General features: G+C 45.2%; 22 protein-coding genes. 9 read left to right on the top strand and 13 right to left on the bottom strand.

What is annotated here, in order from left to right:
- Positions 1-30: 30 nt before the first annotated feature.
- The 6 genes from motX to zapE form a co-directional block, all read right to left on the bottom strand.
- Positions 31-687 carry a flagellar protein MotX gene (motX, locus tag SHEWPOL2_RS06400; RefSeq protein WP_082389636.1) on the bottom strand — a complete coding sequence of 219 codons (657 nt, stop codon included), beginning with the start codon at positions 685-687 and terminating at the stop codon, positions 31-33.
- A 107-nt stretch (positions 688-794) separates the two neighbouring features.
- A complete protein-coding gene (locus SHEWPOL2_RS06395) occupies positions 795-2,090 on the bottom strand; it encodes an adenylosuccinate synthase (RefSeq protein WP_037427155.1) in 1,296 nt (431 codons plus the stop codon).
- Between the two features lie 66 nt (positions 2,091-2,156).
- Positions 2,157-2,345 carry a DUF2065 domain-containing protein gene (locus SHEWPOL2_RS06390; protein ID WP_011715861.1) on the bottom strand — a complete coding sequence of 63 codons (189 nt, stop codon included), beginning with the start codon at positions 2,343-2,345 and terminating at the stop codon, positions 2,157-2,159.
- 113 nt (positions 2,346-2,458) lie between these two features.
- Positions 2,459-2,851 (bottom strand): 30S ribosomal protein S9, encoded by a 393-nt coding sequence (gene rpsI, locus SHEWPOL2_RS06385; protein WP_006083052.1) that lies wholly within the window; start codon positions 2,849-2,851, stop codon positions 2,459-2,461.
- A 14-nt stretch (positions 2,852-2,865) separates the two neighbouring features.
- On the bottom strand, positions 2,866-3,294 hold the full coding sequence (rplM, locus tag SHEWPOL2_RS06380) for a 50S ribosomal protein L13 (protein WP_011073682.1): 429 nt from the start codon (positions 3,292-3,294) through the stop codon (positions 2,866-2,868).
- Positions 3,295-3,592: 298 nt separating this feature from the next.
- Positions 3,593-4,705 carry a cell division protein ZapE gene (zapE, locus tag SHEWPOL2_RS06375; RefSeq protein WP_037427153.1) on the bottom strand — a complete coding sequence of 371 codons (1,113 nt, stop codon included), beginning with the start codon at positions 4,703-4,705 and terminating at the stop codon, positions 3,593-3,595.
- A 440-nt stretch (positions 4,706-5,145) separates the two neighbouring features.
- Between zapE and degQ the strand changes: the two genes are divergently transcribed.
- The 9 genes from degQ to SHEWPOL2_RS06330 all read left to right on the top strand — a co-directional run bounded on the left by degQ (position 5,146) and on the right by SHEWPOL2_RS06330 (position 17,694).
- Entirely contained in the window at positions 5,146-6,498 is a 1,353-nt protein-coding gene (gene degQ / locus SHEWPOL2_RS06370; protein WP_037422060.1) for a Do family serine endopeptidase DegQ, read from the top strand.
- Between the two features lie 125 nt (positions 6,499-6,623).
- Positions 6,624-7,706, top strand: coding sequence for an outer membrane-stress sensor serine endopeptidase DegS (degS, locus tag SHEWPOL2_RS06365; protein ID WP_037427151.1), 1,083 nt, complete (start codon positions 6,624-6,626; stop codon positions 7,704-7,706).
- Between the two features lie 462 nt (positions 7,707-8,168).
- Positions 8,169-8,762, top strand: coding sequence for a tyrosine-type recombinase/integrase (locus SHEWPOL2_RS06360; RefSeq protein WP_012588474.1), 594 nt, complete (start codon positions 8,169-8,171; stop codon positions 8,760-8,762).
- A gap of 164 nt (positions 8,763-8,926) precedes the next feature.
- Positions 8,927-10,030 (top strand): XRE family transcriptional regulator, encoded by a 1,104-nt coding sequence (locus SHEWPOL2_RS06355; protein WP_037427146.1) that lies wholly within the window; start codon positions 8,927-8,929, stop codon positions 10,028-10,030.
- A gap of 22 nt (positions 10,031-10,052) precedes the next feature.
- Positions 10,053-10,505: a PIN domain-containing protein gene (locus tag SHEWPOL2_RS06350; RefSeq protein ID WP_050991316.1), complete on the top strand. Its 453-nt coding sequence runs from the start codon at positions 10,053-10,055 to the stop codon at positions 10,503-10,505.
- Between the two features lie 55 nt (positions 10,506-10,560).
- Positions 10,561-12,120, top strand: a complete 1,560-nt coding sequence (locus SHEWPOL2_RS06345) for a type I restriction-modification system subunit M (RefSeq protein WP_037427143.1) — start codon at positions 10,561-10,563, stop codon at positions 12,118-12,120.
- Positions 12,117-13,367, top strand: coding sequence for a restriction endonuclease subunit S (locus SHEWPOL2_RS06340; RefSeq protein ID WP_037427141.1), 1,251 nt, complete (start codon positions 12,117-12,119; stop codon positions 13,365-13,367). Before SHEWPOL2_RS06345 ends, SHEWPOL2_RS06340 begins: the two co-directional genes overlap by 4 nt.
- Positions 13,367-14,572: an AAA family ATPase gene (locus tag SHEWPOL2_RS06335; RefSeq protein ID WP_037427139.1), complete on the top strand. Its 1,206-nt coding sequence runs from the start codon at positions 13,367-13,369 to the stop codon at positions 14,570-14,572. The genes SHEWPOL2_RS06340 and SHEWPOL2_RS06335 overlap by 1 nt, the downstream gene beginning before the upstream one ends.
- An 8-nt stretch (positions 14,573-14,580) precedes the next feature.
- A complete protein-coding gene (locus SHEWPOL2_RS06330) occupies positions 14,581-17,694 on the top strand; it encodes a type I restriction endonuclease subunit R (protein WP_037427137.1) in 3,114 nt (1,037 codons plus the stop codon).
- Positions 17,695-17,968: 274 nt separating this feature from the next.
- On the opposite strand, the gene murA is transcribed toward SHEWPOL2_RS06330, so the two are convergent.
- Genes murA through mlaF form a run of 7 tightly spaced genes read right to left on the bottom strand, consistent with a single transcriptional unit; the run spans position 17,969 to position 22,592 of the window.
- Positions 17,969-19,228, bottom strand: a complete 1,260-nt coding sequence (murA, locus tag SHEWPOL2_RS06325) for a UDP-N-acetylglucosamine 1-carboxyvinyltransferase (protein ID WP_011073687.1) — start codon at positions 19,226-19,228, stop codon at positions 17,969-17,971.
- 12 nt (positions 19,229-19,240) lie between these two features.
- Entirely contained in the window at positions 19,241-19,492 is a 252-nt protein-coding gene (locus SHEWPOL2_RS06320) for a BolA family protein (RefSeq protein WP_011621481.1), read from the bottom strand.
- A gap of 16 nt (positions 19,493-19,508) precedes the next feature.
- On the bottom strand, positions 19,509-19,793 hold the full coding sequence (locus tag SHEWPOL2_RS06315) for an STAS domain-containing protein (RefSeq protein ID WP_037427136.1): 285 nt from the start codon (positions 19,791-19,793) through the stop codon (positions 19,509-19,511).
- Positions 19,794-19,798: 5 nt separating this feature from the next.
- Complete coding sequence (locus SHEWPOL2_RS06310; protein ID WP_037427135.1) at positions 19,799-20,452, bottom strand: ABC transporter substrate-binding protein; 654 nt, start codon at positions 20,450-20,452, stop codon at positions 19,799-19,801.
- 11 nt (positions 20,453-20,463) lie between these two features.
- Positions 20,464-20,937: an outer membrane lipid asymmetry maintenance protein MlaD gene (gene mlaD, locus SHEWPOL2_RS06305; RefSeq protein WP_037427133.1), complete on the bottom strand. Its 474-nt coding sequence runs from the start codon at positions 20,935-20,937 to the stop codon at positions 20,464-20,466.
- Between the two features lie 54 nt (positions 20,938-20,991).
- Positions 20,992-21,777 carry a lipid asymmetry maintenance ABC transporter permease subunit MlaE gene (gene mlaE, locus SHEWPOL2_RS06300; RefSeq protein ID WP_037427131.1) on the bottom strand — a complete coding sequence of 262 codons (786 nt, stop codon included), beginning with the start codon at positions 21,775-21,777 and terminating at the stop codon, positions 20,992-20,994.
- Positions 21,774-22,592, bottom strand: coding sequence for a phospholipid ABC transporter ATP-binding protein MlaF (gene mlaF, locus SHEWPOL2_RS06295; RefSeq protein ID WP_037427130.1), 819 nt, complete (start codon positions 22,590-22,592; stop codon positions 21,774-21,776). The genes mlaE and mlaF overlap by 4 nt, the downstream gene beginning before the upstream one ends.
- Positions 22,593-23,046: the final 454 nt, after the last annotated feature.

The raw sequence follows: 23,046 nt of genomic DNA, 5'->3' as shown, positions 1-23,046 counted from the left end.
AATATTTTTGTCTCAATCAGTAGAGACAACTCAACGGGTTCGCAAGTGCTCTTGCTGGGCCCGCGCCACTGCACTGGCGGGCATTTTAGCGGCTAACACCTGCAGTAATGACAAGGCTTTTTTCTTAGTCGCCTCATCGGTAAATACATTGTTGTATAACCAGTTATAGGCCATTTCATAGTCTCTTGGACTACCATAACCTTCACCGTATAAACGGACCAGCATCATCCGCGCGGCTAAACTACCGCTCGCTGCCGCTGGCAATAAATAATTGACCGCACGGTCTTTATTACGAATAACAAACTTACCATTTTGATAATATTCGGCAAGTTTCACCATAGCCTCGGGGCTGCCCTGCTCAGCTGCATCACGCAATAACCCCATCCCTTTGACCGCATTGGCTTTTACACAGGTTCCGTGGTTGAGCATTTCTCCCCACAAAAACTGATACAGGGGCTGCTTTAAGACTTCTGCGCGCGCTTCGATGTCTTGCACTAACTGACAGTCATCTTGTTTGACTCTTGCCAAATACTTTTCACCGCGGATCATTTCAAGCAATTGATCTTGAGAATAAATATCCACCGCCTGTGTTTCAGCAAAGCACATTGAAGATACTAAGGGCAGCAGCGCAACTAATGCAGTACGTAGCATAACGACTCTCAATGACAATAAGGTGAATACTTGCATCGGCAGTATAACCTATTTCTTGAGCTCGAACCGAATTTCTAACCACGAAAGCAAACAGGAAGGAACAGCAGAGGGTGAAAAGGCCGTGAAACACGGCCTCTACGATTTTAGTTAAACGGGCTAACTAAAATCATCGTCTCATTACGGTCTGGACCGGTAGAAATGATGTCGATCGGCGTTTCTAACAACTCTTCAATACGCTTGATGTAGTTGATAGCTGCTTGCGGTAACTGATCTAAAGAGGTCGCACCGAAAGTTGACTCGCTCCAGCCTGGCATAGTTTCATAAACAGGAGTGACCTGCTCATAACCTTCAGCTGCTAATGGCGTAACCTTAGAGATAGTGCCATCTGGATGTTGATAACCCACACAGATCTTCACTTCTTTCAGGCCATCAAGTACGTCTAACTTAGTTAAGCAGAAGCCGCTTACGCTGTTGATTTGTACTGCGCGGCGCATTGCCACTGCATCTAACCAACCTGGACGACGTTTACGACCAGTAGTAGCACCAAATTCATGACCTTTAGTCCCTAAATGATCACCCACTTCACATAAGAGTTCAGTTGGGAAAGGACCAGCTCCCACGCGAGTGGTGTATGCCTTCATGATACCTAAGACATAGTCTAAATGACGTGGACCAAAGCCGCTGCCTGTCGCCACACCACCTGCGGTCGTATTTGACGAAGTCACAAACGGATAAGTACCGTGGTCAATGTCTAACAGTGTACCTTGTGCACCTTCGAACAGGATTGGCTCACCCGCTTTACGCGCGTTATCCAAAAGTTCAGTCACGTCAACACACATGCTCTTCAGATAGTCAGCTAAGGCTAACGCATCGCTCAGTGTTTGCTCGTAATCTACGGCGTCAACTTTGTAGTACTCTGTCAGCATAAAGTTATGATATGCCATAACTTCTTTCAGCTTTTCAGCAAATAGTTCAGCATTGAACAGATCGCCAACACGCAGACCGCGACGGGAAATCTTATCTTCATACGCAGGACCAATACCACGACCCGTAGTACCAATAGCTTTGTTACCGCGCGCTTTTTCGCGAGCGATGTCTAAGGCACAGTGGAATGGTAGGATCAGCGGACATGCTTCAGAGATCAGCAGACGTTCCTCAACTGGAATGCCGCGCTCTTTGAGCATTTTGATCTCTTTCATCAGTGCGTCAGGTGCAAGCACCACACCGTTACCGATAATGCATTTCACATTGTCGCGTAGGATACCTGATGGGATCAGATGAAGTACGGTTTTATCGCCATTGATCACAAGAGTGTGACCCGCGTTGTGACCGCCTTGGTAGCGAACTACATATTTTGCCTGTTCTGTTAGAAGGTCGACAATCTTACCTTTTCCTTCGTCACCCCATTGGGTGCCGAGAACAACTACGTTTTTGCCCATTGTTTGCTGCAAGGTTGTGGTTAAAAAAGAATTCTAACAGATTTTAAACCGCAAGTGGTAAGGCATTTATGAAAAAATAATCAAAATGACCAGCCCAGCGGTGACTAAAGAACCGCCAATCCGGCGTAAAACTTGCTGATTTTGATGGGAAAGCTCATTTAAATATCGGCGCCATTTATTAGGGAATAACAAAGGCCCCACGCCCTCTAAAATCAGCACCAATGCCACGGCCAACATAAATAACTGTAAGCTCATCTTCCCCTCTCTTCGAACAGTCAGCAAAAAACACTTTCATTAACGCGAGCATAGCCAATTTTAGGCAATAAAAAACCCAGCATAAGCTGGGTTTTTTGATATTCCAAAACGTATTAACGCTTAGAGAATTGTGGCTTACGACGTGCTTTACGTAGACCCACTTTCTTACGCTCAACTTTACGAGCGTCACGGGTTACGAAACCAGCAGAACGTAATGATGGACGCAGAGCTTCATCTAATTGCATCAGAGCACGAGTAATACCGTGACGGATTGCACCTGCTTGGCCAGTGATACCACCGCCCTTAACAGTTACATAGATGTCCAGCTTGTCAGTCATTTCAACTAGTTCTAATGGTTGACGAACAACCATACGAGCAGTTTCACGACCAAAGTATTGGTCCAAAGGACGTTGATTTACAACGATGTTGCCACTACCAGCTTTAGCGAATACGCGTGCTGTAGAGGTTTTGCGACGGCCAGTGCCGTAGTACTGAGTTGCAGCCATTTGCTTAATCCCGTTTAGATATCAAGAACTTGAGGTTGTTGTGCAGCGTGGTTATGTTCTGCGCCAGCGTAAACTTTCAGTTTACGGAACATGGCACGGCCCAGAGGACCTTTTGGTAACATACCCTTAACTGCTTTCTCGATGATCATTTCTGGCTTGTGAGCTTGCAGCTTTTCAAAGCTGATTTGCTTGATGCCACCAGGGAAGCCTGAGTGCGAGTAGTACGTCTTGCCTTGCGCTTTGTTACCAGTAACAGTAACTTTCTCAGCGTTGATAACGATGATGTAATCACCAGTGTCAACGTGAGGAGTGTATTCTGGCTTGTGCTTACCGCGTAAACGCAGAGCGATTTCGGTAGCGATACGACCTAAAGTTTTGCCGTCAGCATCAACGACGAACCAGTCACGAGTTACAGTTTCTGGTGTAGCAGTAAAAGTCTTCATTATTACAAAAACCCAAAGTTAATTTTCTGTCTCACATGTTGCTTGCAATGACAAACAACACAAAATTGCCTTTCAGTACCCCTTCGAGTACTTAACTCGGCGTACAACTTCCACCTAGTTTGGTGGAGTAACGTGGGCAGGTGGCGGATTATAGACAAACGTGAGTTAAAAATCACCTGATATTTTGACAAAAATCATAAAAATTCGATCGATGTGGCTCATTACTACGCTAAGGAATGAGCCACTGAAGATTTGTCGAGAAAAACCCCGCAAAGCACGCTCTGCAATAGTCTAAGACTTAGGGTAAATGCTCTGATTTTAAGTAATCGTGGGATTGCATTTCAATCAAACGGGAACGACAACGTCTGAATTCAAAACTCAATAAGCCGTCGGCATAAATGTCTTCTAACGGCACCTGCGCGGACACGATCAATTTAACGTTGCGCTCGTAAAACTCATCCACCATGGCCAAAAAGCGTCTGGCGATATCATCACCCGTTAAAAATGCGCCCATTTGCTCAATGCCACTCACCAGCACGGTATGATAAATCCGCGCCAGTTCCATATAATCCCGCTGACTACGGGGGCCATCACATAAGGCTCTAAAATCAGCAAGCAACACACCTTGCGCCTGTTGGCGAATGGATATTTCACGGCCTTCGATTTCAATCGCGTCAGTTGAAACCTCGGCCTCAGGCGCTAACTGACGGAAATAACGCAGCAAGTTAGTATCGGCCTGCTCATCAAGTGGATAGTGGTAAATTTCCGCCTGCTCTAACGTCCGTAGACGGTAGTCGATCCCCGAATCCACATTTAATACTTCACAATGCTGATTGATCAGCGCGATCGCAGGAAGAAATCGCGCCCGTTGCAACCCATTTTTATATAGGTCATCGGGGATGATATTTGAGGTAGCCACTAAGACCACGCCTTCTTTAAAGAGCGCTTGGAATAAGGTGCCAAGCAACATGGCGTCGGTGATATCTGACACGAAAAACTCATCAAAACAAATGACTTTATATTTTGCCGCCATTTGTTTGGCAATCACTAATAATGGATCGCGCGTACCTTTAAGCGTGTCTAAATCTAAATGCAGTTGATGCATAAAACGATGAAAGTGCGCCCTTAACTTTTGATTGCCAGGTAATGCATCAAAAAAGGTGTCCATCAAATAGGTTTTACCGCGGCCTACGCCTCCCCAAAGATAAAGCCCTTTTGTAGGCGCGGGTGCCGACTTTAAGCCAAAAGAGGTCAATAGCTTACCAAATAAAGAGTTAGGCTCTTCGGCTGCGGTGAGATCCTCATAAACGCGTTGCAGCGCCTTTACCGCCATTTCCTGCGCCGGATCATGGGAAAAACCATCACGAGTAAGATCTTTTTGATAATGCTGCCAAGGGCTTAACTGGGGCACGTTATTATTCTCTTTTATCCTTTGGAAAAACTGCGTCGATATTAACACGGCCAAGATGACGCAGCATATATTTATACCCCATCAACTTGGATCTGTAGTGAGCTCGCGGAGAGGCCTAGCACAACGGCTTAATATGATAAAACTGATTAGGAAGAACTATGCTGTTAGCTGATTAAACTCAATGATTGGAAGTTATTAGGACTTGAAAAATACCTTAAAAGCCCACAAGTTTCACTTCAGTTACAGTCAATAAAATGTTGATAAAATAACCGTTAAGAAATTAACCTTTGTTAATATTGATGAACTTTTTCAATGAGGTGCGTGTCCGAATGGTTACCTAGGCAAATAGCCGGTACCGATACAGATTCGATCTGGTGCGGACACAAACTGACGACGCATTACATCCAGATCCTTGATCCCTTATTTGGAGTTATGAATAGATGAAAACGAAATTATCTGTACTTTCAGCCGCAATGTTAGCCGCAACCCTGACAATGATGCCTGCGGTGTCACAGGCCGCTATTCCGCAATCTGTTGAGGGACAACCCATTCCCAGCCTTGCGCCTATGCTAGAGCGCACGACTCCCGCAGTGGTTTCTGTCGCGGTGTCTGGCACACATGTGTCCAAACAACGCGTACCCGATGTGTTCCGCTATTTCTTCGGCCCGAATGCACCGCAGGAACAAGTACAAGAGCGTCCATTTAGAGGCTTAGGCTCTGGTGTGATTATCGATGCTGACAAAGGCTATATTGTCACCAATAACCATGTGATTGACGGTGCCGATGATATCCAAGTTGGCTTACATGACGGCCGTGAAGTCAAAGCCAAATTGATTGGTACCGACTCAGAGTCCGACATTGCTTTGCTGCAAATTGAAGCAAAAAATCTAGTCGCAATTAAAACCTCCGACTCAGATGAGCTGCGTGTTGGTGACTTTGCCGTGGCTATTGGTAACCCCTTCGGTCTAGGACAAACCGTGACCTCAGGGATTGTCAGTGCCCTAGGCCGTAGTGGTTTAGGCATTGAAATGCTTGAAAACTTTATCCAAACCGACGCTGCTATCAATAGTGGTAACTCGGGCGGCGCGCTGGTTAACCTTAAAGGTGAACTGATCGGTATTAACACGGCTATCGTCGCACCAAACGGTGGTAACGTCGGTATCGGTTTTGCGATTCCCGCAAACATGGTGAAAAACCTCGTGGCTCAAATTGCCGAACACGGTGAAGTTCGCCGTGGCGTGCTGGGGATTTCAGGCCGTGATTTAGATAGCCAACTTGCCCAAGGCTTTGGGTTAGACACTCAGCACGGGGGCTTTGTGAATGAAGTCACTGCGGGCAGTGCTGCCGAAAAAGCAGGTATTAAAGCGGGCGATATTATTGTCAGCGTGGATGGACGAGCAATTAAGTCGTTCCAAGAGCTGCGAGCTAAAGTGGCAACCATGGGCGCAGGCGCCAAGGTCGAACTGGGCCTTATCCGTGATGGTGATAAGAAGACCGTGAGTGTCACCTTAGGCGAAGCTAGCCAAACTACTGAAAAAGCGGCTGGTGCTGTACATCCTATGTTGCAAGGAGCCTCATTAGAAAATGCCTCTAAAGGGGTTGAAATTACCGATGTCGCGCAAGGCTCGCCTGCGGCAATGAGTGGTCTGCAAAAAGGCGATTTGATTGTCGGTATCAATCGTTCTGCGGTGAAAGATCTCAAATCACTCAAGGAACAGCTCAAAGATCAAGAAGGTGCTGTAGCCCTGAAGATCCTGCGTGGTAAGAGCTTATTGTACCTAGTACTGCGTTAATCGATACGCCAGTCTGATTTATATCCCATTATCAGATGCGGATCAGCATAGGGAACGCGCGTTCCCTATGCTTTAACTTGTTAAACATGTTAATCTAACTCACCTTTTTCAATATTTAGCCTGCCATGACAATAAAAGAAACCCTGTTATATCTCGGTAAAGCCGTGCTTTTCGGCCTTATCATGGCGGCCATGTTTTTATTGGTGACTCACTACTTCGATAATAAGAGTCTTGGCAATTCACTTCTGCAAAACCGCGGTAATAATACAGTTGAACTGTCCTTTGCTAAGGCAGTCCGCCGCGCAGCACCTGCCGTAGTCAATATTTACAGTTTAAGTATCGATCAGAGCCGTCCATTGAATTCTGGCTCACTCCAAGGTTTAGGATCTGGGGTGATCATGAGTAAAGAAGGCTATATTCTCACGAATTATCATGTCATTAAAAAAGCCGATGAAATTGTAGTCGCCCTACAAGATGGCCGCAAATTCACCTCGGAAGTCGTAGGTTTTGATCCCGAAACCGATCTTTCTGTGCTTAAGATCGAAGGCGATAATCTTCCTACTGTGCCAGTCAATCTCGACAGCCCACCACAGGTTGGCGATGTGGTATTAGCCATTGGTAACCCTTATAACCTTGGGCAAACCATTACCCAAGGTATTATCAGCGCCACGGGTCGTAACGGCTTGAGTTCGGGTTATTTAGACTTTTTACAGACCGATGCTGCGATTAACGCCGGTAACTCAGGCGGCGCCTTAATCGACACTAATGGTAGCCTGATTGGTATCAACACCGCCGCCTTCCAAGTGGGCGGCGAAGGTGGCGGCCACGGCATTAACTTCGCGATCCCGATTAAACTGGCCCACAGCATTATGGGTAAACTGATTAAAAATGGTCGAGTGATCCGTGGTGCCTTAGGGATCTCTGGCGAACCGATTAACCCAGTTGTGGCACAAATCCTCAACCTGCCCGATTTACGTGGTGTATTAGTTACTGGTGTCGATCCTAATGGTCCAGCGGCACGAGCGCAGCTACAACCAAGGGATGTAATCATCAAATACGGCGACGAAGATGTGCCTGGGGTCGAAATGCTGATGGATAGAATTGCCGAAACTACGCCCGGCAAGAAAATCATGATGACGGTTATTCGCCAAGGTAAACAGCAGGAACTACCCGTTATTATCGATGAAAAAGTCGTCGTCGATAATTAAGCTCAGTAACTGACTTTGTTAATCTCAGAATGAGGCATGTAAAACCTCATTCTGAGTCATCATCCAAATCACCTATTACCTCACCCTCAAACGGCAGAGCTATTTATCTCTCACTGCATTTTTCACTTACTTTTGCCCCAAATTTAGATGAGTTTGTCATCGGGTGTGTAGGATGAATTGTCATTGTTTCCCCTGTGACACGCCATAAACTCGTCCCTGAGGCTCTACTAAAACATCCTTGTTTTAGAAGGTCACTGGTACAACATTGCCAATCCTAAGTATCCCTCTAACTGTTCGTGTAGCTAAAAAGCTTTTGCCCCATTATCAGTTAGACCAAATACACTACAGTTTTGAGTTTCAAATCTGTCACAATTTCCTAAATTGCATATCTATTCAACTCATTGACCTCAATCTCAAGCTAAAATAAATAAGGACATTTCTAAAGTCATTTAGGGGTCAGTTATGTGGACGAAAAAAGGCCATCGAACTGGGCAGAAAAAGCCCTTTAAGCTCGAGGATATCTGGCGTATCCGCACTAGACTCGAAATCGAAGGTAATATCATGGAGCTAGCGTTACTTAATCTCGCTATTGATTGCAAGTTACGCTCATGTGATTTACTCAGGATGAAAGTAAGGGATATTTCGTCAGGTGGTATTATCCAAAATCGTGTCCTTTATAGCCAAAGTAAAACGGGTAGAGAGGTACAATTTGAAATCACGTCACGCACGGCACAATCGTTAACCCAGTGGTTTATACACAGCCAATTAGCCATTTCAGACTATCTTTTCCCAAGTCCTCGAAAGTCGGGCAGACCAATGAGTTATAGCTGTTATTCAACAATCATTCGTCGTTGGGCATCACAACTTGGCTATGACTCTCACCTGTATGGAACTCACTCTATGCGAAGAACAAAAGCAACGTTGATCTATGCTCGAACAAAGAACATACGAGCCGTGCAGCTACTACTAGGCCATGTCAAGTTGGATAGTACCATTCGCTATCTAGGGGTAGAAATGGAAGATGCATTAAATATATCTGAAGATATAGAGTTTTGACGTTACCCGTAATAAGTCTATATACATCGGTAGGTTGTAAGGTTAGGCATGAGCAAAATGGAGAACCCTGCGCTGCAAAATAGATAGAAAATCTTATTTATAAGGTTTATATTAAACATAATTTTAATGACTTTATAAACCGAGCTATTGCTTGAGAGGATTCCATGTTTGCAGAACGCTTAGAACGAGCCCGTAAGGCTGCCGGGCTATCCATGAATGCATTAGCCAACGAGGTAGGACTGTCCGCTAACGCCATTAAAAAGTATGAACATGGCACGGCTATGCCTTCTTCTTCAAACCTACTAAAACTCGCGAAAGCGCTCGATGTGCGCACTGAGTACTTCTTTCGTCCAACGAAGGTGAAACTAGAGGGCGTAGAGTACCGCAAGCGTGCTAGTACACCAAAGAAAGTTTTAGACCGAATTAATGGCGATGTTTTAGAACAAGCTGAACGTTGGCAAGAGCTTTTAGAGTTGTATCCCGACTCAGTGAAGCCTATCCCTGAGTTTACTTTACCAAATGAGCTTCCAGAACAAATCTTTAGCTTAGAACAAGCGGAAGACTTGGCTATTCAGATGCGCCATGCTTGGGAGCTAGGGCTAAACCCTATTCACGATATGATCGATACCCTCGAAGCTAAAGGGGTGATGATCATTACCACTGATGTGGAAACTGATAAGAAGTTTGACGGTTTAGCGGGCAAGATTGGTAGCACTCCTGTAGTGGTGATCTCTACCGCCCAAAGTGGTGACCGTCAGCGCTTCACCTTGGCCCATGAACTTGGGCACTTAGTCGTGCATGGTCGTTTAGCTGAAGGGATTGATGAGGAGAAGGCTTGTAATGCCTTTGCTGGTGCATTTCTTTTACCTACCCAATCACTTATTGAACACTTGGGTGAAAAGCGCCGTCATATTGAACCGCGTGAATTACTGATGCTAAAGCACGAATACGGTATTAGCATGCTAGCGGCACTGTTTCGAGCTGGCCAATGTGGAATAATTACGCCTGCGACTCAGAAAAACCTATTTATGCTGTTTAGCAAAAATGGCTGGCGAACGGAGGAGCCAGGAAAAGCTTACCCGCATGAGTCGACTTATCTACACAAGCAACTCGTTTATCGTGCGCTAGGTGAGGAGTATATTGGGGAATCAAAAGCCGCAGAGTTACTGGGAATGTCGGTTTCTAGCTTTCGTAAAGAACGAAAGTTGGAGGTGCCGACTCAAGCACAGTTAGCTCAGGAGGCTAGCCGTACAGCAGCTGCTAATTAGTGATGCCAATATCCTCATTGACATGGAAGAAGGTGGTTTACTGGAAGCAATGTTTCAGTTGCCCTATGACTTTGCAACGCCAGATATTCTTTTTGTTGAAGAACTTGAAGAAGATCATCCCCACCTTCTGGATTTAGGGTTAGCGCTAAAAGAGGTTTCTGCAGAATCAATGATGTATGCCATGCAGCTAACGGGGACCTATACCCAAGCGAGCCGAAACGATTGTTTTGCCCTTGCTTTAGCAAAGCAAGAACAGTGTCCTTTACTGACCGGTGATATGGCACTGAGAAAAGCAGCAGAAAAAGAAGCTGCCATTGTTAAAGGCACAGTTTGGCTAGTAAGCCAACTGGTGGTTCATCAGCAAATCAATACCGAACAAGCGCGAGCAGCCTATAAGCAGATGCAAGCCAATGGCAGGCGTCTACCTTGGCATAACGCAGAACAAGCTTTAGTAGAACTAGAGCAAGTAAATTAATAATTAATAGGTTGCCCTCATAAAGTGCAATTTAGAACGATCAGGAATTCTAATAATGACAAGTTTACAACAACGTGCCGAACTTCAACGCCAAATATGGGCGATTGCCAACGATGTAAGAGGCTCAGTGGATGGCTGGGATTTTAAACAATATGTACTGGGTACGCTGTTTTACCGTTTTATCAGTGAAAACTTTGTCAACTACATCACAGGCGGTGATGAGAGCGTTAATTATGCCGCCATGTCTGACGATGATGAAAACATCAAGTTTGCTAAAGAAGATGCCATTAAAACCAAAGGCTATTTTCTTTACCCTAGCCAGTTGTTTAGTAATGTTGCTGCCAATGCACACAAAAACGAAAACTTAAATACCGATTTAGCTACTATTTTTGCTGCAATCGAAAACTCAGCCAATGGCTATGATTCAGAAAAAGACATCAAAGGCTTGTTTGCAGATTTTGATACCACTAGTAATCGTCTGGGTAATACGGTAGAGGTAAAAAACAAACGCCTAGCTGCGGTGTTAAAAGGCGTGGCAGGTTTAACCTTCGGTAATTTTGAAGACAACCAAATTGATTTATTCGGTGACGCCTACGAGTTCCTTATCTCCAACTACGCGGCAAATGCTGGTAAATCCGGTGGCGAATTTTTCACCCCTCAGCACGTTTCAAAATTGATCGCGCAACTTGCCATGCACGGCCAAACCAGCGTCAATAAAATCTATGACCCTGCGGCGGGTTCGGGCTCGTTGCTGTTACAAGCCAAGAAACACTTCGATGCGCATATCATTGAGGATGGTTTTTTTGGTCAAGAGCTCAACCACACCACCTATAACTTGGCGCGTATGAATATGTTTTTGCACAACATTAACTACGACAAGTTCAATATTCAGTTGGGCGATACCTTAATCGAACCGCATTTTCTCGATGACAAACCCTTTGATGCGATAGTCTCTAACCCGCCTTATTCGATTAACTGGATTGGTAGCGACGACCCAACCCTAATCAACGACGATCGCTTTGCGCCCGCTGGTGTGCTCGCGCCTAAATCAAAAGCCGACTTTGCCTTTGTGCTGCATGCGCTCAGTTACCTATCAAGCAAAGGTCGTGCAGCGATTGTTTGCTTCCCCGGTATTTTTTACCGTGGTGGTGCTGAGCAAAAAATTCGTCAGTACTTGGTTGATAACAACTATGTTGAAACCGTGATTTCACTGGCACCAAACCTGTTTTTTGGCACCACCATTGCGGTGAATATTTTAGTGCTGTCTAAGCACAAAACTGACACTACCACCCAGTTTATTGATGCCAGCGGTTTGTTTAAAAAAGAAACCAACAACAACGTGCTGACTGAGCAGCACATTGAAGACATCATGAAAGTGTTTGCCAGCAAAGAGAATGTAGAGCATTTTGCTAAATGCGTTGATTTGGATGTTATCGCAGGCAATAGCTACAACCTTTCGGTAAGCAGTTATGTGGAAGCTAAAGACAACCGCGAGCTAGTGAATATTACAGAGCTTAATGCTGAACTTAAAACCACCGTCGCTAAAATTGATGCGCTTCGCAGTGATATTGACGCCATTGTTGCAGAGATTGAAGGTGAGGAGCTTGAGGCATGAATCATTTGAGTTACATGGAAAAACTGTTGGATGGTGTAGAAGTTGAGTGGAAGCCATTGGAAGAAGTCATTCATTCCCTAAAAACCGGGCTGAATCCTCGTCAAAACTTCCAATTAAACACTAGTGATGCTCAAGGATATTACGTAACCGTCCGAGAAATTCAGGATGGAAAGATCGTTTTTCTTGATAAAACCGACAGAGTGAATGACAGAGCATTAGAGCTCATAAATGGCCGTTCTAAGTTAGAAGTTGGTGACATATTATTTTCCGGAACCGGAACGGTTGGGCGGACTGCGATAATAGAAGAAAAACCTGCTAACTGGAATATCAAGGAAGGGGTTTATACGATAAAGCCCATTCAAGAAAAAATTCTTCCCAGATTTTTATCACATTTATTAAATTCGAGTGAGATAGTTAAAGACTACAGCAAAAAAATCGTAGGAAACCCTGTAGTTAGTCTGCCTATGGGCGAACTAAAAAAACTTTTAATCCCCATTCCATGCCCAGATAACCCAGAAAAATCCCTGGAAATCCAGGCCGAAATAGTGCGCATTCTGGACGCATTTACCGCCATGACCGCCGAGCTGACCGCCGAACTTAACATGCGGAAAAAACAATACAACTACTACCGCGACCAGTTGTTGGGTTTTGAAGAGGGTGACGTTGAGTGGAAGACGCTGGAGGAGGTCGCGCACTTTGCGAATGGAAAAGGACATGAGAAAGATATATCAGAAGATGGTAAGTTTATTGTTGTAAATTCAAAATTTATCTCCACAGATGGGTTAGTTGCTAAGTACTCAGATAGCCAAATATGCCCTCTTTTTAAAGACGATATTCTACTGGTAATGAGTGATCTACCCAATGGTAAAGCTCTCTCAAAAACATTTATTGTAGATGAGGACGAAAGGTACACGTTAAATCAGCGTATAGGTGGAATTACCGTTAAAGATAAGTCTGAAATTTTGCCTAAGTTTTTACATTATTTTTTAGATAGAACACCACAGTTGCTTAAACACAATAATGGCGTTGATCAAACAAATTTACGTAAAGGGCAGATCCTTGAAGTTAAGGTACCAATTCTTCCACTCCATAAGCAGGAGCATATAGTTAGTATCTTAGATAAATTTGATAAACTCACAAAATCGCTTTCGGAAGGTCTCCCACGCGAAATTGAGCTACGCCAAAAGCAATACGAGTATTATCGTGATCTGTTGTTAAGCTTTCCTAAATCAGATGAGGCAGCTTAATGAGTAACACGCTAACGGAAATAGCAGAACAGCTTAAAGCACGTCAAAACAAGGTGCAGTTGATCTATGCCTTTAATGGCACAGGTAAGACGCGTTTGTCCCGTGAATTTAAAGAGATCATCGCGCCAAAGGAAGATGGACAGGATGATCTTGATGGTGCAGAGCAAGCGCCACTTTCGCGCCATAAGATTTTGTATTACAACGCGTTTACGGAAGACTTGTTTTACTGGGATAACGACTTAGATGCTGATGCAGAGCCGAAGCTAAAAATCCAACCTAATACGTTTACCGATTGGATTTTGCAAGAGCAAGGGCAAGACATGAACGTGATCAGCACGTTCCAGCGCTATGCCAACGATAAACTAACGCCACGCTTTAATCCGCAATACACGGCTAAAGACAAAGACGGAAAAGATGTTACCGTGAAAGCCTTTTCTGAGGTGACGTTTTCACATCAAGGTGGCGATGACGAACCAGATAGAAAAATTAAAATATCAAAGGGTGAAGAAAGTAACTTTATTTGGAGTATTTTTTATTCATTGCTCGAACAAGTGATTAGCATCTTAAATGTACCTGAAGATGCTGGCCGCGAAACTGACCAATTTAACCAATTACAATATGTGTTTATTGATGACCCAGTGAGCTCGTTAGATGACAACCATCTAATAGAGTTGGCTGTTGATTTAGCTCGTTTAATTAAGTCGAGTGATTTCGCTATTTCTGGTCTTAAGTTCATCATCACCACTCATAATCCGCTTTTTTACAATGTTTTGCATAACGAGTTTAATCGAGCACCCAAGTTCGTTTTGCGCAAGCTCGATGATGGCAAGCATGACCTGATTGAGCAAGAAAATGACTCGCCCTTCTCGTATCACCTGCATTTAAAGAATGAATTAATGAAAGCGGCAGACTCAGGCGATATCCACAAATACCACTTTAATTTTTTGCGAAATGTACTCGAAAAAACGTCAACGTTTTTGGGGTACGAAGAGTGGGGTGAGCTGTTGCCCGGTGTCAAAGGTAATAGGGCCAAGGGGCAAGTAAACCCCTATGCACGGGTTATTAATTTATATAACCATGCAAAACACGCAGGCCATGAAGTGGCCGAAGTCGAAGAAGATCATAAGCGCGTCTTTAAGTTTTTAGTGAAAGAGATAGACAATATTTATAAAGGCATGCGCACTCAACAAGGGACACAGGCTTAGGAATAGATATGGCAGAATACAAAGCAATCGCAGAGTCTAAAAATTACATTGTTTTAGATAAATACACACGCCAGGACCAAATTGCTGAAGGCTACCAGAGCGAAGGTGATCTAGAGCGTGAACTGATTCAAGACTTAGCTAATCAGGGCTATGAGTATTTACCTGCGCTAACCACGCCCGATGCCATGATGGTGAATGTGCGCAAGCAGCTACAAGCCCTTAATAAGGTCCAGTTTACTGATGGCGAGTGGGCTCGCTTTTGCGAGCAATACCTGAACACACCAAGCGACAATATTCTTGATAAAACTCGCAAAGTGCACAGTGACTATATTTTCGATTTTGTCTTTGATGATGGCCATATAGAAAACATCTACCTGTTTGATAAGAAGACCATTGCTCGTAACAAAGTGCAGGTCATTAAGCAGTTTGAGCAAACGGGAAGCCATGCCAACCGTTACGATGTGACGATTTTGGTTAATGGTTTGCCTTTGGTGCAAATCGAGCTGAAAAAGCGTGGTGTGGCAATCCGTGAGGCGTTTAATCAAATACATCGCTACAGCAAAGAAAGCTTTAATAGCGATCACTCCTTGTACAAGTTCTTGCAGCTTTTTGTGATCTCTAATGGCACCGACACGCGCTATTTTGCCAATACCACCAAGCGCGACAAGAACAGCTTCGACTTTACGATGAACTGGGCGAAGTCCGACAATACACTGATCAAGGATTTAAAAGACTTTACTGCCACTTTTTTCCAGAAAGAGACCTTGCTTGAAGTGATCTTGCGTTACTCGGTGTTTGACGTCAGCAATACCTTACTTGTAATGCGTCCCTACCAGATTGCCGCTACAGAGCGCATTTTATGGAAGATAAAGAGCGCGTTTAACGCTAAAGACTGGGCTAAGCCTGAAAGTGGGGGTTACATTTGGCACACCACGGGTTCAGGAAAAACACTCACCAGCTTTAAAGCGGCACGTTTGGCCACCGATTTAGACTGCATCGATAAAGTATTTTTTGTGGTGGACAGAAAAGACCTCGACTATCAGACGATGAAAGAGTATCAGCGCTTCTCGCCTGATAGTGTGAACGGTTCAGACAGTACCGCAGGGCTTAAGAGTAACCTGGACAAAGACGATAACAAGATTGTTGTTACCACAATCCAAAAGCTCAACAACTTAATCAAAAGCGAAAGCGATTTAGCTATCTACAACAAGCAAGTCGTTTTTATTTTTGATGAGTGTCATCGAAGCCAGTTCGGTGAAGCGCAGAAAAATCTGAAGAAGAAATTCAAAAAGTACTACCAGTTTGGTTTTACCGGTACGCCAATTTTCCCTGAAAACGCCTTGGGTGCTGAAACCACGGGCAGCGTGTTTGGCCAGCAGTTGCACACTTATGTGATCACTGATGCCATTCGTGATGAAAAAGTACTCAAGTTCAAAGTGGACTATAACGATGTTCGTCCGCAATTTAAGAGCATTGAGACTGAGCAGGATGATAAGAAGCTTAGTGCGGCGGAGAATAAGAAAGCCTTCTTACATCCAATGCGCATTGGTGAAATCTCGCAGTATATTCTGAGCCATTTTAACCAGAAAACACATCGAGCCTATTCTGGCGCCAAAGGGTTTAACGCCATGTTTGCGGTCAGTAGTGTTGATGCGGCGAAAGCCTACTATGAAACCTTCAAAACATTGCAGGCCGAGGCTGAGAATGGACCTACAAGTAAACCTCTGCGCATTGCAACTATCTTCTCATTTGCTGCCAATGAAGAGCAGGACGCCATTGGTGATATTTTAGATGAGAGTTTTGAAGTCAGTGCCATGAACAGCAGCGCGAAAGAGTTTTTGAGCGCCGCGATTAAAGATTACAACGCCATGTTTAAATCTAACTATGGCGTGGACAGTAATGGCTTTCAGAACTACTACCGTGACCTTGCTCAGCGCGTGAAGAATCAAGAAATAGATCTGCTCATAGTGGTGGGGATGTTTTTAACGGGCTTTGATGCGCCTACGCTTAATACCCTGTTTGTTGATAAGAATTTGCGCTATCACGGCTTGATGCAGGCATTTTCTCGCACTAACCGCATTTATGATGCGACGAAGACCTTTGGCAATATTGTTACCTTCCGTGATTTGGAACAGGCAACCATTGATGCAATCACCTTGTTTGGTGACAAAAACACCAAAAACGTGGTGTTGGAGAAGAGCTACAAAGAATACATGGAAGGCTTTAACGATATTGCTACTGGCCAAGCGCGTCGAGGTTTTGTTGATATCGTCAAAGAGCTGCAAGAACGCTTTCCAAACCCAGAAAATATTGAAAAAGAACAAGATAAAAAAGAGTTTGCCAAGCTGTTTGGTGAATACCTAAAAGCAGAAAATATTCTACAAAACTACGATGAGTTTGCTGGATTAAAAGCACTGCAAAGCTTAGATACCAGTGATGAACAAGCTGTTGAAGAGTTTAAGTCAAAGTACTATCTGGACGATGCTGACATCGAGGCAATGCAAACCATCGATATGCCGAGCGAACGTGCTATCCAAGATTATCGCTCTACCTACAACGATACCCGCGACTGGTTGCGACGCGATAAAGAAGGTCAGGATAAAGATAAGTCAACGGTAGACTGGGACGATGTGGTCTTTGAAATTGATTTGCTTAAATCGCAAGAAATCAACCTCGATTACATTCTTGAACTGATTTTTGATCACAATAAGAAGAACAAGAGCAAAGAAGGCTTGATTGAAGAAGTTCGTCGTATGATCCGCGGTAGCCTTGGCAATAGAGCGAAAGAGAGCTTGGTGGTTGATTTTATTAACCAGACAAACCTAGATGAGATCAATGACAAAGCCAGCATTATCGACGCTTTCTTCAAATTCGCCCAGGCGGAGCAGAAGCGCGAAGCCGATGCCATTATTGCCTCTGAAAAGCTCAATATCGATGCTGCCAAACGCTATATTGCGTCATCACTCAAACGTGAGTACGCCTCTGAAAATGGCACAGCACTTAATGAGGCACTGCCCAAACTTAGCCCATTGAACCCACAGTACCGAACCCAGAAGCAAACGGTTTTTCAGAAAATTGCCGCTTTTGTTGAAAAATTCAAAGGTGTGGGTGGGCAGTTGTAGTGATATGAAGAGCTCTTTTCACGTAGTTAATGCTTGATGAAAAGAGCTCGATATTTTTAAATTAGTGCTGTTTTTTTTCGAGATAGCAGATATGAATATTCAAATTAGTTTAATTATTATGCATTTTCTGGATAGGTCATTGGCCCACAAATGGAGCTAATAAGTAAAGCTACTAAATGATTTCTGTCCCTTTCCTTTTTAGCTAAACAAATTGCGCGCAATAAAAAACCAGCACTTGGCTGGTTTTTTATTGGGAGCTAGTTCTACGCAAATGTTATTGCACACGCTCTACATGCGCGCCCAATCCTTGGAACTTCTGCTCGATATGCTCATAGCCGCGGTCTAAGTGATAGATGCGATCGACGATGGTTTTACCATCGGCAACTAAGCCTGCGATCACTAGACTTGCCGAGGCACGTAAATCGGTCGCCATTACCTGCGCCCCACTCAAAGACTCAATGCCTTGGATAATACAGGTATTGCCTTCAAGCTCCATGGTCGCGCCCATACGGATAAGTTCTGGCACGTGCATAAAGCGGTTTTCGAAGATGGTTTCGGTAATGGTCGCCGTGCCCTGGGCTAATACGTTGAGCACGCAGAACTGCGCCTGCATATCGGTTGGGAAACCAGGATATGGTGCCGTCTTGATATTTACCGCTTTTGGACGCTTGCCTTCCATATCGAGCTCAATCCAATCTTCACCTGTAGTGATCTTGGCACCCGCATCTTCGAGTTTCGCGATAACAGACTCTAACGAAGCAGGGTCTGCCTTTAAGCAACGGATACGACCACGGGTCACAGCGGCGGCAACAAGGAATGAACCGGTTTCAATACGATCCGGCATCACTCGGTACTCACAGCCCTGTAGACGTTCAACGCCTTGAATACGCAGTGTGGCACTGCCGACACCGGTGATCTTCGCGCCCATAGCAATCAAACAGTTAGCTAAGTCGATCACTTCTGGTTCACGGGCAGCGTTTTCAATCACGGTTTCGCCATCGGCAAGTGCCGCGGCCATCAATAGGTTTTCGGTCGCGCCTACGCTCACCATGTCCATAAAAATATGGGCGCCCTTTAAGCGACCATCGACACGGGCCTTGATATAACCTTCTTTCACTTCAATCTTGGCGCCCATCATTTCGAGGCCATGTAAGTGAAGGTTTACTGGACGAGCACCAATGGCGCAGCCACCGGGTAATGATACGTCTGCGGTGCCATAGCGGGCTAATAACGGCCCAAGGATCAGAATCGAGGCACGCATGGTCTTAACGAGGTCGTAAGGAGCACAAAACTCATTAAGGTTCTTGGTCGAAATACGGATCTTACCTTCGCCCAACTCATCCACATCGGCGCCTAGGCAACGCAGCAATTTGCAGCTGGTGCTCACATCACGCAAATTAGGGACGTTCGAGACCACAAAGTCAGTTTCGGCTAACACGCCTGCCATTAGAATCGGCAGCGCAGCGTTTTTGGCACCGGAAATAATCACATCACCAGCAAGCGGAGGGCTTGCTTGAATCGCTAATTTATCCACTTTTCCTCACTACTAGCTGTTGAAAATTTTCTCGCGTTTCCATTGAGTCGGCGTGAAAGTTTTAATCGTTAATGCATGTAACTCACCGCTGGCGATATAACTCATCAAGGGTGCATAAATGGCTTGTTGTTGTTTTACACGGCTCATGCCGTCAAAACATTCACCCACGGCAATCACTTTGTAGTGGCTGCCATCGGAGCTGGCGTGCACTTCATCGAGTGCTAACGCGTCACGTAAAATCTGTTCTATTAAGCTGCATTCCATGAAATTCGGTACCTTTTCAATTCGCTTCTTCGCTGAAGAAGGATTGTAAATCATATAAATTGATTAATTTTTTTAACTGCTCCGATGCCGAGCACAGCTTCAGTGGCGTGCCATGCAGGCGCACTAACGCCAACAAAAATGCCACACCAGCACTGTCGCTGTACTCCAGCTCAGTGAGCGACAACATTTGGGTATCTTGGCTTAACAGGCTTTGCCTTTGCGGCCATAGCACGACCACTTGCTCCTGTGATAAACGCCCTTTTAGGTGGCAAATGTTACCCTGTTGCACAAATTCAACCACGGCGCTTACTTCCCTGCTTTAGGCTTTTTAGTCACTTTGTCTTTGGTGCGCTCTTCCAGCATCTTAATCACTGAATCAATCCCCTGTTGGCGGATAAGGTTCGAGATTTCAGATTGCTTAGAGGACAGCAAACTCACGCCTTCAGCGACTAGGTCAAACGCCTTCCAAGAGTCATCCTTGAGGCGACGAACTTTAAACAACAGCTTAATCGGCGGACGACCCGCTTCGATAATCTGTACGTTTACATCGACAATCTTCTCATTGCTGAAATCACTACCAGGCGAAAACTCCACTTTTTGGTTAGTGTATTCGGTAAACGCTTGGGCATAGGTTGAAACTAAGTAGCCTTCAAAAGCATCGACAAAACGATTGCGCTGATCTTCTGTCGACTCTTTTAAATACTGACCTAACACTTTGTAAGAGGCGTATTTATAGTCGATGTAAGGCATTAATTCTTCACGCACAATCACTTTGAGATGATCCGCATCGGCGTCAATCAACGCCTTGTCTTTGTGGAACCGGTCGAAGGTTTTGTTGGCAACAGATTTCACCATGGCATAAGGATCCATAGTGTTAACCTGAGCGTCATCCGCCAGTGCGGTCGTTGCAGTAAACATCCATACTAACGGCAGTAATAAGCGCGATAAGCGTTTAAACATAGCGGTAACCCCTATTTATCCTTTGAACCCATACTATATAAGAACTGACCAATCAGATCTTCTAACACTAATGCTGAGCGAGTATCGTCAATTTTGTCGCCATCCTTAAGCATACTCACGTCATCATCGACAAAGCCTGGTGTTAATCCGAGGAACTGCTCACCGAGCAAACCTGAAGTTAAAATAGCTAAGCTACTGGTTTCAGGAAATTTATCGAAACGCTTGTCCATCACAATCGTCACCACAGCCACCAGTTTGACTGGGTCTAAATCAATCTTACTCACGCGGCCAACCACGACGCCGCCAACCTTGACCGGAGAGCGAACCTTCAAGCCACCGATATTGGTGAAGTTGGCGGTGAGGGTATAGCTACTGTCGCTGGTCTGCACTTCGATATTGGCGACTTTAAACACCAACACTAAAAAGGCCGCTAAGCCCGTTAAGAGAAACACACCCACTAATAATTCAATTTTTCGTGTCAACATGCTCAGTTACCACTCTGTTAATCCGTCGATCTGTATCCTTGGCGCTGCAATCCGTTAGCGGCCAAACATCAGGGCTGTTAGTAAAAAGTCCAATGCCAGTACGGCGAGGCTCGATTGCACCACAGTTGAAGTAGTTGCACGGCTTATCCCTTCTGGATTCGGCACTACTTGATAGCCGCGGTATAAGGCAATCCAAGTCACCACCACGGCAAATACGCCACTCTTAATCAGGCAGTTCACTATGTCTTGGCGCCATTCTACCGAGGCTTGCAGAATCGACCAGAAGGCACCACCATCGATCCCCTTCCATTCCACGCCCACTAAATGGCCGCCATAAATACCTACCGCAGTAAACATCAGCGCCAACAACGGCATGCTTATTACACCCGCCCAAAAGCGTGGCGCAATGATTTGCCGCAGTGGGTCAATCGCCATCATCTCTAAGCTGGATAACTGCTCGGTACTCTTCATCAGACCGATTTCGGCGGTGAGTGCCGAACCTGCGCGGCCAGCAAATAACAACGCTGTAACCACGGGGCCAAGTTCACGCAGTAAACTTAAGGCCACCATCGGGCCTAAACTCTCCTCCGTACCAAACCCGACTAAGATGTTGTAGCCCTGCAGCGCCAATACCATGCCGATAAACAGGCCGGAGACCACAATAATGACCATAGATTGTACGCCGACCACATAGATTTGGCGCACTAATAATGGAAAACCTTTACGCACCCGAGGCCAACGAACAATCGCGCCCCACAGCATCAGGCCTGCACGGCCAAAACCGAGCACTAACTCGATAGCGCTGCGGCCAAGGTCGGCAATACTATCTAATAACTTCACTTGCCAACTCCTTTTGCCAATAATTCTTGCTGGTAATCCTTTGCCGGATAATGGAACGGCACAGGGCCATCTGGCGCACCTTGAATAAACTGCTTGAGCTGCGGATTATCCGCATGCTTTAACTCTTCAGGCGTGCCATGGGCAATAACTTTTTTATCTGCAACCACATACACATAATCTGCAATCCCGAGCACTTCATCCACATCGTGGGACACCACAACCGAGGTTAAATTAAGTGCATCGGAAAGTTCGCGGATAAGCTTAACCAGCACGCCCATAGAAATAGGGTCTTGTCCGGCAAAGGGTTCATCGTACATGACCATTTCTGGCTCAAGGGCTATCGCCCGAGCTAAGGCAGCGCGGCGCTGCATCCCACCGGATAACTCGCTGGGCATCATTTGCGCGGCGCCCCGCAGCCCAACGGCCTCAAGTTTCATCAGCACGATAGTCCGAATAATCTCTTCGGGCAGGCCTGAATGTTCACGTAGCGCAAAGGCAACGTTATCAAAGACGTTGATATCGGTGAATAATGCGCCACTTTGAAACAACATACTCATGCGCTTGCGCAGTTCGAATAATTCGCTACGGCTCGCCGCATGCACATCCTGTCCATCGAACAACACTTGGCCGCTATCGGGCGTTAATTGGCCGCCGATAAGCTTGAGCAAGGTGGTCTTACCTATGCCACTCGGTCCCATAATGGCGGTGACTTTGCCCCTAGGGATAGACAGGCTAATATCTTCATATATGACACGCTGGCCACGGCGAAAGCCCAAATGACGGATCTCAACCAACGGCGTTTGTTCTTGAGTCATGCTTGATTCCGATATTTGAAAAGAGGTGGCCTACGCTTCCTGCCCAGACCAATCGAAGAGCCGCAAATTGTACGTAATTGCGCTTTAACCTACAACAGAATCGACACTATCGTCCTGCGATACTTTCAATTTGCCTCATTTCCAGCGAGAATGCGCCCTAAGTTTTCGCTCTGTGAAGCTAAAGTGTTACTTAATGTTTTCAACTGTGTTGATAAATTAGCAAAATGGTTTTGTAAACGCTCACGACATAAGCTAATTGATACAAAGATAATGTGAGTACAACTTAACTTAAAAACGCTATTGAGTTCTGCAATTAAGCATCAAACTGGCCATCATAGTTACCTTACTCACTGCGGGTGGCAAAAGGGAAATACCAAAGACGATGATATTGCTCAAGGCATTCAATGGCTAAACGATATATTCTGCCCTAATGCCTAGGCGCAGAGCTTAAACA

This window comes from Shewanella sp. POL2 (assembly GCF_000282755.1).
Taxonomy (GTDB): Bacteria; Pseudomonadota; Gammaproteobacteria; order Enterobacterales; family Shewanellaceae; genus Shewanella; species Shewanella xiamenensis.
The sequence above is the reverse complement of the archived record's forward strand: the minus strand, read 5'-3'. Positions and strand labels throughout refer to the sequence as shown.